The sequence below is a fragment of the Syntrophorhabdales bacterium genome, from assembly GCA_035541455.1.
In the GTDB taxonomy this organism is placed as follows: Bacteria; Desulfobacterota; Syntrophorhabdia; order Syntrophorhabdales; family WCHB1-27; genus JADGQN01.
On the sequence record DATKNH010000113.1, the window covers coordinates 1 to 16,506 of the forward strand.

The window sequence follows — 16,506 nt, forward strand, 5'->3', positions numbered from 1 at the left end:
TATTCAGGCCAACAATACCAGGGTCTTTGATTTGCTGGACAAGGCTATTCAGGCCAACAATACCAGGGTCTTTGATTTGCTGGACAAGGCTATTCAGGCCAACAATACCAGGGTCTTTGATTTGCTGGACAAGGCTATCAATGCGAATAACAGGAGAATCTTTGACCTGCTGGAGAAAGCCATCGACGCGAACAATGACACGGTCTTTGATTTGCTGCACAAGGCCATGGCGTGGAATAATCCCACCGTTTTTCGTTTGATGGACAGCAGATATGGATCTATATTCGGAAAGCTAGTGTTAGCCTTTCACGGCTTAATCGGAAGATAAAGCATAGGACTCAAACTCATGAGGGAGGTTTGAAGTGGACGCGCTACCGTTAGTATCGGTTATTACTCCTGCGTATAACAGGGCTTCATTTCTGGGTGAGACCATTGAAAGCGTTCTCTCTCAGGATTATCCGTGTATCGAATATATAGTCCTGGATGACGGCTCAAAGGACAATACCCGAGATGTGCTTGTGAAATACGGGGATCGCATCCGCTGGGAATCCCATGTAAACATGGGTGAAGCAAGGACTGTCAACAGGGGCTTTGAAATGGCCAAGGGGGAGATACTTTGTGTCGTAAACTCGGATGATCCTCTTTTTCCGGGTGCCGTGAGTACTGCCGTCGCTTTTATGCAAAGTCGGCCGGAAATCCTCGTAGCCTATCCTGACTGGGACTATATCGCACCGGATTCCCAGTCACTCGGCCACGTGCAGGTTCCTGAGTACGATTTTCTTTTCATGGTCGCTCATCATAAGTGTATTGTCGGACCAGGGGCTTTTATCAGAAGAAAAGCGGTTGAACTGATAGGAGGGCGCGACCCCGCATTTAAATATGTTGGAGACTTCGAATTCTGGTTGAGGCTCGCACTCAAAGGTCCATTTGGACGTATTCCGAAAACTCTTGCTACGTTCAGGATCCATCCGACGTCAGCTTCTTTGGCAATGAAAAGCGCTGAAATGGCGAGAGAGGATATCAGAATGATAAGAAAGTTCTATTCTCGGACTGATTTGCCCCCTGAGATTCTCAACATAAAAAACATTGCATTCAGTTCGGCGCACCTTCACGCGAGTCGGGTGTCAGGTCCTGCCCGTTTCCATTCGCTCATGCATTTCATTGCGTTTATGGCCTATTCTCCTCGCAATTTAGTGTCGGAATATCCGGCTGCGGTCGCGCGGCTTCGTCCCGACTTTTATGGTAGAGGAATAAAGAATCTCCTTGGGCGCGTGATCCACCAAGTAGTCTCGACCATGCCCTTTGTCCGCAGATAGCCATCCTTCCTTATGCCGAGAGTAAGCGTAATCATCCCGACCTATAACCGGGCCGCCATGATTAAGAGGGCGGTCGCAAGCGTACTTCAGCAGACCTACACGGATTTTGAGGTAATTGTCGCAGATGATGGATCGAACGATGACACCGGCGACTCACTGCGTCACTTATCGGAAAAAGTGAAATATGTTTTCCTTGAGCATGGCGGGAGGTCTTACGCTCGTAACCATGCCCTCCGTCTGGCTACCGGTACTTACATCGCCTTCCTTGATTCCGACGATGAGTTCTTCCCCCACACGCTGGGAACTCAAATCGAGCAGCTCGAAAAAAATCTGGATTACGGCATGGTTTACGGTCAGGCTATTTGTGTGAATGAGCAGGGAGAGCAGATCACCATTTACCCAGCCGACGCGTCAGGCTGGATATATGATCGAGTAGCTTTTTACATTCCACTCACTATCATACTGCCTACAGTCATGGTGAGAAAATCGGTCCTGGATCGAGTAGGGGGCTTCGACGAAAAGATGGAACGATTCGAAGATACCGATATGTGGCGCAGAATTTCAAAAAGATACAAAATCGGAGCGATCCAACAACCCCTCTGCAAAATCCTTACTCATGCGGGTAACGCGCTGGGAGACCCGGCAGTAGAACTGAGGAACGTCAAGTACTACATAGACAAGGTTCTCAGGGAGGATAAGGACGCCGGCACGTCTTTCAAAAGAAAGGGTGCCGCAAATCTCTTTCATCACTATGGTGTCGCTGTATGGCATAAGGAGGATTGCTACGGGGGCCCTTCGATACGGTTCGCCCTTTACGCGCTCCGCTACTGGCCGTTCGAAACGCAGTACTACCACTTACTTCTCCCGCTGCGTTTCTGGAAGTCACGTTCCGCATTTCTCCTCACTCTACTGCGCAGGTTACGGATGGCATTTCACTTCGTTGTTGGCCAACTAAAGCTGCACGGTTCCACTCTACGGCTACTGGTGACCGACCCGAAAGAATTTTTGAGGCGCCTGAAGAAAAGGCTCGGCTCATTGATCTGATGCATCACCGTTGAAAAATGAATACATGAGGCCCCACCACATGGTACTGACAAGCCGTGGAGATCAGAAAGCTCTTTCGTTAGCCAACGTAATCACACCAGCTAATTATCGGGAAAACGCAACCACCAGAAAACAAAGTCGATAGCGATGGATACGTGTCGGTCCATCATAAACGGCCGCATTCCGGGCGAGAACCGAAAAATAGTCCTCCAGATGGACCGAATCGTGAGAGAGAACAGTCAATCACCCCTCGTCTCGATTATTACGCCGGCCTACAATCGGGCGCCCTTCGTTGATGAGACCATCCAGAGCGTCCTAACACAGGACTATCCGAACTTCGAGTATATCGTGCTCGACGACGGCTCCAAGGATAGTACCAGGGAAGTCCTGGCACGATATGAAGGCCGCATCCGTTGGGACTCCCATGCAAACATGGGCGAAGTGAGGACGGTCAATAAGGGCTTCGAAATGGCCAAGGGGGAGATACTCTGCGTCGTAAACTCCGATGACCCTCTACTCCCCGGCGCAATCAGTTGTGTGGTCGAAGTCATGATGCGGCATCCGGAAGTCGTTGTAGCCTACCCTGACTGGGATATGATTGACGCAGAGGGTAAAGGAATCTCCCACAGACAAACTTTCGAATATGACTATGTCAACATGGTCCGATGGTTCCATTGCGTACCAGGTCCCGGCGCGTTCTTCAGAAAATCCGTCGTGACCGCATTAGGGGGGAGGGATGCTCAGTTTCGTTACGTCTCCGACTTCGATTTCTGGCTTAGGGCGGGCTTACTGGGTCCGTTCAAACGCGTCCCCAAGACGCTCGCAACCTTTCGTCGCCATTCAGATGGGGCGTCCTCAAAGGATCAGGGTATAGCGATGGCAGAAGAACACATTAGACTCGCAAGAAAACTCTTTTCGATACCGGATTTGCCACCTGGCGTGGCAGCAGTCAAACGCGAGGCCTTTGGAAGCGCCTATTATACCGCCGCCCTCAACCTGGGCGACGCTTCATCTCGGCTGAAAAAGTGGTATTTGATAAAAGCGCTGGCATCCGCACCCTCCAAGTATCTCTTTCAAGAATACCGGGAAAGACTTATCGGCCCTATCGTATTCGCGCTTACAGGACCGAAGGCACACCCGTTTCTCGCGAAATTCTGCAAGGTGTTTCCCTTGAGAGAGGGGATCAGATGCCCCCATTAAGAGCAGTGTCGCTCGTCCAACCTGCTTATTACGTTTCTCAAAGTCGTGAGCTACACGCTTGAACTCTCATCGAGCGTCGGCTCTATGAGTGCCTTATCCGAAGCGGCTGTAGGAACAGGGAACATCTGTTGCCGCTGAAACAAATTGTGTAGAAAAGGAGGACAGATTGAAAGTTCTAGTCACAGGAGGTTCTGGTTACGTTGGTGGTGCAATAACTGATATACTCGGAGACACCGGTCACGAGGTGCGCCTGTTGGATGCCCTGTTGTACGAGGAATGCTATCGAAAACCGGGGAATTTCATTTACGGCGATGTAAGAGACCACGCCCTCTTGCTCCAACAGCTCAAGTGGGCAGATGCAGTGATCTGGCTTGCAGCGCTTGTGGGGGACGGGGCGTGTGCGCTCCACCCGGACATCACCCTTCAAATCAACCAGGAGTCGGTTAAGTTTGTTGCCGAGCATTTTGATGGGCGTATCGTTTTTTTGTCCACGTGCTCAGTCTATGGCGCACAAGATGGAGAGCTTGACGAAGAATCGCCCTTGAATCCGCTCTCTGTGTATGCAGCGACTAAGCTGGGAGCCGAAGGATACCTGAAAGGGAAGAACGCGATTATATTCCGGCTGGGTACTCTTTTCGGTGTGGGCGACCTGTTCTCGCGGCTGCGTCTCGACCTTGTCGTCAACACACTGACTGTCAGGGCGCACCAGGATGGTCAGATTACGGTCTACGGGGGGAACCAATTCAGACCCCTTCTTCATGTGCGCGATGCAGCCCAGGCGTGTGTCGACCACCTGACCACCACCCATACCGGTATATTCAACCTTCACCGGCAGAATGTGCGGATAATCGATCTTGCCTACCAGGTGCGAAATCATTTCCCGGATATGGTCATCCAGCCCGTGGACATAAAATTCCAGGACGCAAGAAACTATCGCGTAACCAGCCGCAAGGCCCAGGAGACGCTCGGTTTCAAGCCGAGATACTTGATCGACGATGGCATTGAGGAAATAAAGGAGCTTCTAATTACCCATCGCCTGAAGACGGTGGATAACCCGCGCTATACCAACCAGGCTTTTCTCTCGATGTTCAACACGCACAGCCTGTACAAGGGAGGGACAGATGAAAGAACAGGATGAAACGCCCCGGCTCATAGAGGGCGGCCTAGCAGTTGATGATCGAGGCCAGCTTGCTTTCGTAAATGATTTCGACTTCGCGCGCGTGAAGCGGTTCTATCTGGTCTCCAACCATGTCTCAGGCTTCGTAAGAGCCTGGCACGCGCATAGGCATGAAGCAAAATATGTGTATGTCACGAGTGGGGCCGCCATAGTCGGGGCAGTGCAGATCGACGATTGGGACCAACCTTCTAAGACGGCCACAGTGCACCGCTATGTTCTTTCCGCAAAAAAACCTTCTATCCTGTATGTTCCTGCCGGATACGCAAACGGTTTCAAATCACTGACTGATGATACGGGCATCATATTCTTTTCTACCGCATCGATCGAAGAGGCAAGGAACGACGACGTGCGCTATGACGCCCACTACTGGGATATCTGGAACATTATTGAAAGATAAAAAATATGAAAGGAAACAAAAAACATGGCAATGAGAAGAGTTCTGGTTGTTGGGGCTTCCGGAATGCTGGGTTCCATGGTCACGGATTTCTTCTCGAGGGACCCCCAGGTGGAACTGAGCGTGGCCGTGCGAAGCGAGGCGCTCGCAAAGAAGGGACGAAAGCATTTTCCGGAAATAACGTGGCACGTGTTTGATGTAGAAAACGACCGTCCGGCATTGCTCGATGACATCATCAGCACCTCGTCATGGATTATCAACTGCATAGGCAAAACCAAACCATATACCCATGATGATAACCCTGAGGAGATAGAGCGAGCTATAAAGGTGAATGCGCTCTTCCCTTACGAGCTGGCAATAGCTGCTCAAAGAAAGGAATCGAGAGTGCTCTCTATCGCCACCGACTGTGTGTTTTCCGGTGAAAGAGGCGAGTATGTAGAAAGTGACAAGCACGATGCGCTCGATGTGTACGGGAAAACCAAAAGCCTTGGGGAATGTTACCTTACGAATGCCTACAATCTGCGTTGCTCTATTATCGGGCCAGAGTCCAAAAGCTATGTTTTTCTTCTCGAGTGGTTCAGACGACAGCCAAAGGGAGCGCACGTGAACGGGTTTACCAACCACCACTGGAACGGCGTGACGACCCTGCAGTTTGCCCGGCTCTGCCACGGCGTGATCAAGAACGGACTTGATCTTTCCCACATTCAGCACGTGATTCCTGGTGATACCATCTCCAAGGCTGACCTCCTTCTGTGCTTTGCAGAAAATTACGGAAGGCCGGACATCACGATTAATCCGACCAAAGCCGCGGTGGTGGTCAACCGGGTCTTGTCAACGGAGAAACCTGATCTGAACGAGAAAATATGGAAATCGGCCGGATACTCTTTGCCTCCGACGGTCGGCGAGATGGTCGCCGAGATGGCGCGGTTCGATTTCAGAATGGAGGCTGTTTTCTCATGAAAATAATGACAATTCTAGGAACGCGGCCCGAAATAATTCGCCTGTGTCTCATCATCAAGAAGATCGACAACCTCTGCGAACAGGTGATTTTGCATACGGGCCAGAATTACGATACTAACCTGAATGACATCTTTCTCGAGCAGCTTGAAGTGCGCCCGGCAGACTATCATTTCGGGGCTAAAGGTAGTTTTGGTGGGCAGATAGCCACAATTCTTACTGAGAGCGAAAGAGTGATGTTGAAGGAGAAGCCTGACAGGTTTCTCGTCCTGGGCGACACAAACAGTAGTCTGGCAGCGATCATGGCAAAAAGACTCCATATCCCCGTATACCATATGGAAGCAGGCAATCGCTGCTACGACGACCGCGTTCCGGAGGAAGTCAATCGACGAATCATCGATCACAGCAGTGATATTCTCATGCCTTATACCGAACGAAGCCGGAAAAATTTGTTGTCCGAAGGCATCCCGGGCGAGCGCATTTACGTTACCGGGAACCCGATCTATGAGGTGATCAATCATTATGACAGTCAGATACAGGCATCCAAAATCCATACTGATCTCGGCCTCGAAAAACAGAACTATTTTCTCGTTACGCTTCATAGGGCCGAAAATGTCGATATAGCGGAACGCCTCACAGGTTTTATCACCGGCCTTGATCTCCTGGAACGTAAGTACGGGTTACCCATAATCGTCAGCACCCACCCCCACACCAGGAAAAGGATCGATTCCCTCAGCATAGACTCGCAAAATCGGCAGATCCGTTTCCTCCCTCCCTTCGGCTTTTTCGACTTCGTCAGTCTCGAACGCAATGCTGCCTGCGTTCTGAGCGACAGTGGCACGGTCCAGGAGGAGTGCTGCATTTTCGGAATGCCGAATGTAACCCTTAGAGACGTGACCGAACGGCCGGAAACTATCGAATGCGGCAGCAATATGCTGAGCGGAGGCGAACCCGAATCCATTCTGAGATGTGTCAGTGCGGTACTCGGGAGGGCCGGCACGTGGACGCCGCCTGCAGAATATATGATGACAAACGTCAGTGACACGGTAGTAAAAATTGTCATGGGCTTTAGGCTCTGAAAAGGAGGATGTGGTCAGGTGTCGCGAGTCTCCGTCATAATACCCTGCTTCAATGACGGGACATACATCGATGAAACGGTAGATTCCGTTCTTGCGCAGACATATCAAGACTTCGAGATTATTATCGTGAACGATGGGTCGACGGACCCACGGACCAATGACATTCTCAGCAACTATTCCCGACCTAATACCAGGGTCATTCAAACCACCAACCAGGGGGCATCCAACGCGCGCAACCGGGCCATTGAGGAGGCCCGTGGAGAATTCATGCTGCCCCTCGACGCGGACGACAAAATTGGGACGGAATACCTGGAAGAGGCTGTGAAGGTACTCGACGGGGACCCTGATGTCGGAATTGTGTACTGTCTAGCCGAATTCTTTGGTGACAAAAAAGGGCTCTGGGAACTTCCGCCCTATTCGCTTGAACAGATGCTGGTGGGTAATTTAATCTTCTGCTCTGCACTCTTCAGGAAAACGGACTGGTTAAAGGTGAACGGGTATAACCCCAACATGCGCTACGGTTTCGAGGACTGGGATTTATGGCTATCCATCATAGAACTAAAGAGAAGAGTTCTCCAAATACCCGAGGTGCTCTTCTTTTACAGGGTCAGGAACGTATCCCGAACCACGTTAATGACCGAAGATAGAATACTCGACATGCGGGTCCAGCTCTTTCGTAACCATCAGCAGCTGTATACCGATAACATAAGAAGTCTTCTTGAGCAGATCGTTAAGACCGAGCTTATTTTTCAGAACCTCGACCACGCCTATTACGAAGTCATAAACTCCAAGACATGGAGACTCACCGAGCCCCTTCGCAGGTTGGCCTCCGTGTTCCAAAGAAAGTCTCAGTTGCCATCGGACAGATGATTGCCCTTGGCACCGACAGCATCGAACGTGTCAAATGAATAGAATCTGCGTTTTTGCCCACTACGATCGTGACAACATGGTTGACCAGTACGTCCTTAGGTACCTCGAAGGCCTCCGCAAGGTGACTCAACATATCATATTCGTGAGCACGTCACGTCTGGGCGCCCATGACATCAAAGTCCTGGAGCGGGTCTGTGGTTTGGTAATCACGAGAGAGAATATCGGGTATGACTTCATGAGCTGGCAGGTCGGCCTTGAATCAGTGACTGATATCGCGTCGTACGACGAACTGATTCTCTGCAATGATAGCGTGTACGGTCCTCTTTACCCGCTAGACAAAATTTTTGATAAAATGGCGAAACGAGCGTGTGATTTCTGGGGGATTACAGCGGACGCGGATATAGCGTTTCATCTGCAAAGTTACTTCTTGGTTTTCAGGAAAAATCTGATGGCTACGGACGCATTTAAGTCGTTCTGGAGATCCATAATTCCTGAACAATCAAAAAAAGAGATTATTGAGAAATATGAAATCGGATTGACTGATACCCTGGTCAAGCAGGGGTTCAAGCCCGCAGTCCTCATAAGCTATACTCCTTCATTCCCAAGACATCTGTGGTCGATGAGGAAACCATGGAGCTTCAAGAAGTGCCTCTGGCTGTTCATCGTTGCGCCTCTGTCCGGCATCATCCCCCGTTGGAAAAATATGGCTCCCCCCTCGCGGAAATTCGTCAATACCACGTACGTTTATTGGAGCAAGCTGGTCATCCACCGCAAAATGCCCTTTTTGAAAATAGATTTGCTGAGAACCAATCCCACGGGAACACGCATAGACCATTACGCCCGCGTTCTGGGCAGGTACTCTGATTATGAAGTAAGTCACATAGTGAATCACCTGAAAAGAATGAACGAAGAGGCCAAGGGTGTGTCGTCCGCAGGCCCCCAAGCGGATGCGAGCGCAGGTCTCAGGCAGGACACAACCGTCAGCTCACGGGTGAATTATAGTCAGTCGGAGGTAAGGCGTAGGCCTGCCGGCTAAGCTCACTATGGTTGCAGCGAGAACGGAAAAGTGACCATCGTCAATGCTTGTTAGGCAATTATAGTCATGCAGGACGTTTGTGTAGCACACCTTGTGAGGGCCAAAAACAGCATCGAGCCGCTGCAGAGATTTCTGGAGTCGTACGGCAGAAACCACGGCGGCGTCGGACATGATCTTCTGTTCATCCTGAAGGGTTTTCACAACGAGGATGTGCCCGCTGCTACCAGTGACCTACTTGATCGGTATCCCCATCAAAAGCTCTTCGTGCCCGACAATGGATTCGATGTGATGCCCTACCTGTTTACCGCTTCGACGTACGAGAACAACTATTTTTGTTTTCTCAATTCCTTCAGCATCCTTTTGGACCCGGATTGGCTCAAAAAGATGCATTCGATAATTACCGGGGAAGACGTTGGCATAGTTGGTGCAACCGGTTCATACCAGAGCATGTATAGTGATCTGGCCAATTTTTATGAACTCGTGCTAACCACACCATTTTACCGCAGAGTTCTTTCCACATTTACTATTCCCATGCGCATGAGAAAGCTTAAACGCGACTTTTACCCATTCCCGAATCACCATATCCGTACAAACGCTTTTATGATAGAGGGCAGGCTCATGCGCAAGGTGAAGATTAAACCTGTCCACACCAAGATGGATGCCTATCACTTTGAAAGCGGAAAGGATAATCTCACCCGTCAAATACTTGAGATGGGCTTGGAGGCTCTCGTGGTCGGCAGAGACGGAAAAGCTTATAAAAAGGAAGAGTGGTACCGCAGTTTTACTTTCTGGCATGGTGACCAGGGAAATCTTCTTGTAGCAGATAACCAGACGAACGCGTACATGGCTGCGGACCTCGAGAGGAAGTGGCAGCTAGCGAGGCACGCCTGGTCAAACAAGGCCAACCCCCTCGAAACATATGTCGTCTAGGGAACACTCTACGGCGAACTGCCCGTGCTGTGGAAGGCTTTCGCACGTAAGCTTCACAGCTACGGACCGTAACCGCAGGATTTCAAAGGAAGAGTTCCTTTATTATCGGTGTGCATCGTGCGGCGTACTTTTTCTGTCACCTATCCCTGCTGACCTCGGCAGGTACTACCCCGCTTCGTACTACTGCGGCCGCCCGACAATGGAACAGCTCCGCTATGGAGCAGGGCTTGAAAAGTACAAGATAGATCTTATAAAGCGGTTCGTGGACAGAGGGCGACTCCTCGAGATCGGCCCGGCGTACGGTGCGTTTCTTTACTGCGCACAGCAGGAAGGTTTTCAAGTGGAAGCTATCGAAATGGACGAAGATTGCTGTAAGTTTATTGACGAGACCCTCGGCATACGTTCTCGATGCGAGGGTGACGTAACCTTTGCACTCCAGCAGCTGTCCCCCTGCAACGTAATTGCGCTCTGGCACGTGATCGAACATTTGCCGTCCCCCTGGACAGGATTGAGGGCCATTGCAAATGCGCTCCTCCCCGGGGGAATCGCTGTCATTGCGGCACCTAACCCTGATGCTCTGCAGTTTTCTCTTCTGGGCCGCCGGTGGACTCACGTGGATGCACCACGACACCTGGAACTTATTCCGCGAAGTCTTCTTATGAAGGAGATGCAATCCGTAGGACTCGAAACAGTCCTGAGCACTACCACAGACGAGGGCAGCATTGGCTGGAACCGTTTTGGATGGGAGTTTTCCTTTGCTAACATGGCCGATCATCCGGTCGTAAAGCACTATATGAGGAAGATGGGATTGCTAATCAGCCAGATAGCGGGGCCCATTGAGCGCAGGGAAGGGCTTGGAAGCGCCTACACGTTGATATTTCAAAAATCAGCGCACTGAAGGGTGTATGGATAAAATCAAGTTTTCAGTACTCCTCCCGACGAGAAACCGGCTAAACCTATTGAAGTACGCTGTCGAGACAGTTATTCGGCAAGACTATGATAACTGGGAAATTATCATTTCAGATAATTACTCCGAAGAGAACATTGCAGCATACGTCGAATCCCTTAATGACACTCGGGTGAAGTATTTTCGAACAGAAACTTTTGTGCCGGTCACGGATAACTGGAACCACGCTCTCGGGAAGAGTTCGGGTGATTATATTATCATGCTCGGGGATGATGACGGGCTGATGAAGGGCTTTTTCAGAATTGTATCCGGGTTAATCGAGGCCCACGATTCACCAGAACTGATTTATACACGGGCACTTTTGTATGCCTATCCGGGGGTCCTCCCCGCATTTCCGGATGGCTTCTTGAGCGTTGCGGGGTGTGCCGAATTCTTTAAAAAAGGGGAGAAGCCCTTTTTCCTCGACAAGAAAACTGCGGTCAAACTGGTCAAACGATCAATGAATTTTCACGTATCCTTTGACTATAATATGCAGTACTCGATTATGAGCCGGAAGCTCATCAGCAACATTGGAAGTGTGAAATTCTTTCAATCACCCTATCCTGATTACTATGCTACCAACGTGGCATTTCTCAAAGCAGGGCGGATTCTCATCTCTCCTCTCCCATTGGTCACCATAGGGATCAGTCCAAAATCCTTCGGCTTTTTCTATTTTAATCAGCGGGAGGAAGAAGGCGTCGAATTCCTCAAGAATATTCCCGAACCTGAGCTAGCAGACCGGCTTGGTTCCATTATGCTGCCTGGCAGCAACATGAACAGTTCCTGGCTTCTTGCCATGGAGACCATCAGGTCACGGTACAAATCCGAATTCAACTTGAGAGTGAATTACCGGCGTTATCGCGTGCTCCAGGTGCTCCACCTCTGTCAGAATTACTTCGGTCTTGGGACGGTGACAAAAGCTCAGATGAAAGAGCTTTGGAGGCGTCTGTCGACATGGGAGCGGATCTCCTATACTACAAGAATCTTCGCTTGGTTTCTGGTGGAAAGAGTCTTTACCATAACATCAACACGAAGAAGATCAATCAGGAGAGTGCTTGGGCTCACTGACCCGTTGCCTGACTTTAATCCGAAAAAATCCGAATCGCGCTATCGAAACCTGCTCGAGGTGTTCGAGCAGGTGGAGCCGGAAGCCTATCTTCACTTCGCAGGAAAATAATTTCACTAATAACAGCAACAGCCTTGCGGGGGCTACAAAGTTTACCCGCGCAGAAAATGTCAGAGGTTGAGGTTCCCCCCCGAACGTCGTGGAAATACTTTTGGAAAAATCTTTCCGTGAGTGCATTATGCGGAGCCTTCCTCGGAGCTGCGTCCGCACTCAAGGCAGGCGGATTCGGGGCGTTGCGCGCCCATATTGTCGCTCGCATTGCAGCCGTCGCCGGCACTCAGCGGCACTGTTATGCGCTTTGGGTCCGTCGGCACGTGAAAGGGCCCGAAGAACTCTCGAAAATGCACCAACAGTCTGTCCAACTACCGTATAAGCCCACTTTCTCCCTGCTGATGCGGTCCTGCAACACGGAAGAGCACGCTCTTACGCATGCTGTCGAGTCTGTTCTTGCTCAAGCCTATCCCTATTGGGAACTCCTTGTCGTGCATGATATTCCTGTTGAGATGCGGATACAGGCGCTCTTTGAATCCTACCAGGCTCGGGACAGCCGCGTCAAAAGCATCGTATGGCCCTCGCAAGGAGCACTGCCGTCCGCCCCTCTTGACAACGCCCTCTCGATCGCAGAAGGTGAATTTATCTGTCTCATGGGGAACAATGACGAGATTTCACCGGACGCACTATTTCAGTTCGCCCGTTACCTCAACTGTAGCCCCGCTACGGACATGATTTACAGCGACGAAGACAGGATCCGTACAGACGGGGGCTTGTTCGAACCTTTTTTCAAGCCCGACTGGTCGCCTGAGTACGCTGAAGCTTTCATGTATACGGGCCGCCTTGCCTGTTATCGTACTGATCTTGCAAGACGCGCAGGCGGGTTCCGCCCAGAGTATGCAAGCGCATGGGAATATGACTTCATGCTGCGCTTCATTGAAAAGACCCAGAAGATCGGTCACGTGGCCGACATTCTCTACCACCGGAGTGCCAGTGCGCCGGGTGCGGCAGACTGTTCGGAAGAGGCGCGCCACAACGGAGATGACCTCGCGGCCAAGGCCTTGAGAGATCGCCTGAAGCGCCTCAAACGGTCCGGGGCGGTGCTCTCAGCGGGCTATCCCGGCTGCTTCGAGACAAGATACGATGTCACCGGTCACCCGTTAGTATCGATTGTAATTCCATCCGCAGGAAAGAGCGCAAAGCTCCCGACCGGTGAGACCGACATGCTCTCCAACTGCGTAAACAGCATATCCACCAAAACGACGTACAGCAATTACGAGATAGTGGTTGTCGACAATAATGACCTTGCCGAACACACCCTCAGGGCAATAGAACGGAATGACTGCAGGTTCGTGCATTATGAGGGCCCGGTGAATATCGCCGCAAAAATGAACCTGGGGGCCCGTCATGCCCGGGGTGAATACTTTCTCTTCCTGAACGACGACGTAGAGGTAATCTCCCCAGATTGGCTTGAGGTCATGCTCCAGATCTTCGAGCGCCCGAACGTAGGTGTAGTCGGTGCGAAACTCTACTTTGGGGACAGGACAATACAGCACGTCGGGGTGGTGCTGACACATAGAGGCATACCGGAGCACGTGCTCCGCGGCACGTCGGGTTCATCCCTTGGTTATTTTTTCAGTTCTGTCACGAACCGGAATTACCTCGCCGTCACGGGCGCCTGCCTGATGACCCGTAAAGATGTGTTCGAAAAGCTGGAGGGTTTCAATTGCGCTCTTGCGATCAACTACAATGACATCGATTATTGCTTGAGGGTTCACGAGGCGGGCCTCAGGATCGTGTTCGCGGCACAGGCCGAACTATTTCACTACGAAGCCAAGACCGGGCGTGCAATGACGAACTGGCACGACCACAACCTCTTCAAGGAGTTGTGGGGCTTCGAGACGAAGAGTGACCCCTACTATAACGTGAACCTGCGCACCGATCCGCCGAATTTTCAGCTGAAGCTGTAAAGCGCATGATTTTTCCGTTGAACCGTGCGGCTACGACGCCGCCGGTCCGGACAAGGCGGCACTTCGCAACGCATCGACCCCGGCCAGTTCGCTTTCTATCACCAAAAAGAACCCGCGAACGTTCTTCCTGAATACCTCGATGCTGAAGTTGTGACTCCTGGCAAAGGCTCCCACAGCAAGTTTCTCTTTCAGCGCACCGTCGCTGACCACTGCCATAGTGCGCGCCAGCAATTCTTCTATAGTGCTGAACCGATAACCGCTCACGCCTTGCTCAACGATATCTTTCAGACCACCGCCATCATAAACTATGGGTACACAGTAATTCTGCATTGCTTCCACCGTCGCCGTGCCTGAATGCTCCATGAGTTCCGGTTCCGTGGCGTCCAGACCACCTGCATGCCAGAAGATCATAGCGTCCGCGTAGAGTTCAGCGATCTCTTCACGTCGGAGATCGGGCTTCAATTGCACGTTCTTCAGATGCAAACGTTCGACAGTCTCTTGCACCTTTTCAAAATAGGAATTTGACACACCGGCGAGCCCTGCCAGCACCATTGACCATTCGGCGCGCAGCTCATGGAGGGTTGCGGCGAGCCCTGCGAATGCCTGGATCATCTCGACCTGCTTGTGTGCGCCGCCAGGTTCAAATCGGGCGATGGAGAGGATGATATTCTTTTTTCCTCTCACTGTGCTTCGGCCGTTGTGCATGTCAACCGGCGGGTAGATGAGACTCGCCACCGGGTCTGGACCCCACATTTTTTCTATCCAGGAGCACGCGTGCGAGCTATGGGCCACCACGTAGTCATACTCCTGCACCAGCGAAGGTTCGTCCCCCTTTCGGCCGAAACGAGGGTACACGGCAATTGATAGAGGAGAAAGCGGCGCCACGTCCGTATGCGCACTGGCGTTGACAAACACGTCATAGTTAAGGCTTTCCTCGCTCACCATGCGAAGGGCATTCTCCCGCCCTCCGGCGGCTGCAGCATCGTCACATCGCCCCGTTTGCCGGGCTTCATGAGGGACGGGCTGTGCAAGGGTTTTCACCGTGCATCCGGATAGGTCAATGCCAAACCACTGCTTGTATCTCCCGGGAGTAAACTCTTTGTTCGCGATATAGGTCACATCATAGGTATCTTGGAGGGTTTCTGCGATTGTTGCCGCATACCGTTGCCGCCCTCCCGGATAATGGGATTGATCATCGTAAAAGGCAATTTTTATTTTCCGTAACCCCATTAAGGTTTCCAGCCGGGACAGGAAATTGTATGCCCGCACGTCGCCGAATATGACCACAAGTTTGTTCATGAGCGAAAGAAATGTGTCCCTCACGACCGGCCCGTCATGGCATTCAACCAGTTTCTTTGCTGCCTGCAGCAGAGCATCATAGAGGAGATCAAGTTGCCCCAGCAGGTAAAAGTGGGAAGTCCTGACACTCCCTGGAAGCCTTGCAGGAAAGTGTTTGGCGAGACAGATAAGCCTGTTCCTGCTGCAAAAGAAGGAACCAAATTCGGTGGGGCATGACCCGTGATAGCGGTGGTAGACAACACTGGAAGGGGAGTAGAAGATTTTCCATCCTTTGTCCCTGCATCTGATGCTGTAGTCAACGTCCTCAAAAAACATGATGTAATCTTCGTCCAGGTAGCCGACGTCGTCGAGGCAGGCCCTGCTTATCATGACTGACCCACCCGTAAAGTAATCCCGTTCAGTCGGCTTCTCGTACTGCCCCGCGTCCGCTTCTTCGAACCCTATGTCACTGAAATAGAAATCCTCTACCTCCCGGACACCTGTGCTATTTATGGTCTTACGATCCGCAAACATGACTTTGCTCTGCACGGCTCCGATGTGCGCGTCCTGGTCGAACATTCGGATCAGTCCGTTGAGCCAATTCCGGTCAACCGCAGTATCATTGTTGAGAAGGACGAGGTAACTGCCTGTGGATTTTTCTATGCCGAGATTGACAGCCTTGCCAAAATGGTTCTCACCGTGCTCGATGACATTGACCGCGGGGAATCGCTCTTTGACAAAAGCTACGGAATTATCCGAAGAACCATTGTCGATCATGATCAGCTCTACCTTTGCTTCCCGCGTATCCATTGCGAAGAGCGAGGAAAAGCATTCATCCAGGTACTGCAAGCCGTTATAATTGACAATGATCACGCTGACGGTCGGAGTCATAGCCGGTGCGTTTTCCTTTTTCGAAGTGCATCCAGAACACGTTGCTTTCTGGATGAGAGAAGTTCCTGCAGTTCGTCCTTCCCCATTTTGATTACAGGGCTGTGCGGCAAGAGCACCTTTATCGTGTACCGCCCGGTTTTAGGCATCGCCATTTTCCGAGGGATCGGAGAGCTCTTGTCAAGATGCATTGCACAGATGAGCTTCCTGAGGGCCTTTCCCGACACTTGCCAGAGACCTTCCTTTTTGATCACATACCATGCCGCGAATAGTCTGTATGTGAGTCGGCCGATGGGGCTATGGA

Annotated in this window: 15 protein-coding genes; 14 read left to right on the top strand and 1 reads right to left on the bottom strand. The window is 51.3% G+C overall.

The annotated features are described in order from the left end of the window. The 14 genes from VMT71_11710 to VMT71_11775 all read left to right on the top strand — a co-directional run. Nucleotides 1-328, top strand: a 328-nt coding sequence (locus VMT71_11710; protein ID HVN24629.1) for a hypothetical protein, incomplete at its 5' end; no start/stop codon positions are given. A 34-nt stretch (nucleotides 329-362) separates the two neighbouring features. Then, entirely contained in the window at nucleotides 363-1,316 is a 954-nt protein-coding gene (locus tag VMT71_11715; GenBank protein HVN24630.1) for a glycosyltransferase family 2 protein, read from the top strand. Nucleotides 1,317-1,328: 12 nt separating this feature from the next. Further along, nucleotides 1,329-2,360, top strand: a complete 1,032-nt coding sequence (locus VMT71_11720) for a glycosyltransferase family A protein (protein ID HVN24631.1) — start codon at nucleotides 1,329-1,331, stop codon at nucleotides 2,358-2,360. A 147-nt stretch (nucleotides 2,361-2,507) separates the two neighbouring features. Next, nucleotides 2,508-3,560, top strand: a complete 1,053-nt coding sequence (locus VMT71_11725; GenBank protein ID HVN24632.1) for a glycosyltransferase family 2 protein — start codon at nucleotides 2,508-2,510, stop codon at nucleotides 3,558-3,560. A gap of 166 nt (nucleotides 3,561-3,726) precedes the next feature. Then, nucleotides 3,727-4,698 carry an NAD(P)-dependent oxidoreductase gene (locus tag VMT71_11730; GenBank protein HVN24633.1) on the top strand — a complete coding sequence of 324 codons (972 nt, stop codon included), beginning with the start codon at nucleotides 3,727-3,729 and terminating at the stop codon, nucleotides 4,696-4,698. Continuing rightward, entirely contained in the window at nucleotides 4,682-5,134 is a 453-nt protein-coding gene (locus VMT71_11735) for a dTDP-4-dehydrorhamnose 3,5-epimerase family protein (protein HVN24634.1), read from the top strand. Before VMT71_11730 ends, VMT71_11735 begins: the two co-directional genes overlap by 17 nt. Before the next feature lie 24 nt (nucleotides 5,135-5,158). Beyond that, the gene (locus VMT71_11740) at nucleotides 5,159-6,091 is read left to right on the top strand and encodes a sugar nucleotide-binding protein (protein ID HVN24635.1); all 933 of its coding nucleotides are present in this window, start codon (nucleotides 5,159-5,161) and stop codon (nucleotides 6,089-6,091) included. Continuing rightward, nucleotides 6,088-7,167 (top strand): UDP-N-acetylglucosamine 2-epimerase (non-hydrolyzing), encoded by a 1,080-nt coding sequence (wecB, locus tag VMT71_11745; GenBank protein HVN24636.1) that lies wholly within the window; start codon nucleotides 6,088-6,090, stop codon nucleotides 7,165-7,167. The genes VMT71_11740 and wecB overlap by 4 nt, the downstream gene beginning before the upstream one ends. 18 nt (nucleotides 7,168-7,185) lie before the next feature. Then, nucleotides 7,186-8,037 carry a glycosyltransferase family A protein gene (locus tag VMT71_11750; protein ID HVN24637.1) on the top strand — a complete coding sequence of 284 codons (852 nt, stop codon included), beginning with the start codon at nucleotides 7,186-7,188 and terminating at the stop codon, nucleotides 8,035-8,037. A 34-nt stretch (nucleotides 8,038-8,071) separates the two neighbouring features. Continuing rightward, entirely contained in the window at nucleotides 8,072-9,073 is a 1,002-nt protein-coding gene (locus VMT71_11755; protein HVN24638.1) for a rhamnan synthesis F family protein, read from the top strand. A 66-nt stretch (nucleotides 9,074-9,139) separates the two neighbouring features. Next, nucleotides 9,140-10,003 (top strand): hypothetical protein, encoded by an 864-nt coding sequence (locus VMT71_11760; GenBank protein ID HVN24639.1) that lies wholly within the window; start codon nucleotides 9,140-9,142, stop codon nucleotides 10,001-10,003. 199 nt (nucleotides 10,004-10,202) lie between these two features. Beyond that, a complete protein-coding gene (locus VMT71_11765) occupies nucleotides 10,203-10,901 on the top strand; it encodes a class I SAM-dependent methyltransferase (GenBank protein ID HVN24640.1) in 699 nt (232 codons plus the stop codon). A 7-nt stretch (nucleotides 10,902-10,908) separates the two neighbouring features. Then, the gene (locus VMT71_11770; protein HVN24641.1) at nucleotides 10,909-12,126 is read left to right on the top strand and encodes a glycosyltransferase; all 1,218 of its coding nucleotides are present in this window, start codon (nucleotides 10,909-10,911) and stop codon (nucleotides 12,124-12,126) included. A 116-nt stretch (nucleotides 12,127-12,242) separates the two neighbouring features. Next, nucleotides 12,243-14,036, top strand: a complete 1,794-nt coding sequence (locus VMT71_11775; protein HVN24642.1) for a glycosyltransferase family 2 protein — start codon at nucleotides 12,243-12,245, stop codon at nucleotides 14,034-14,036. A gap of 30 nt (nucleotides 14,037-14,066) precedes the next feature. On the opposite strand, the gene VMT71_11780 is transcribed toward VMT71_11775, so the two are convergent. Next, entirely contained in the window at nucleotides 14,067-16,205 is a 2,139-nt protein-coding gene (locus VMT71_11780) for a glycosyltransferase (protein HVN24643.1), read from the bottom strand. Between the last annotated feature and the right edge of the window lie 301 nt (nucleotides 16,206-16,506).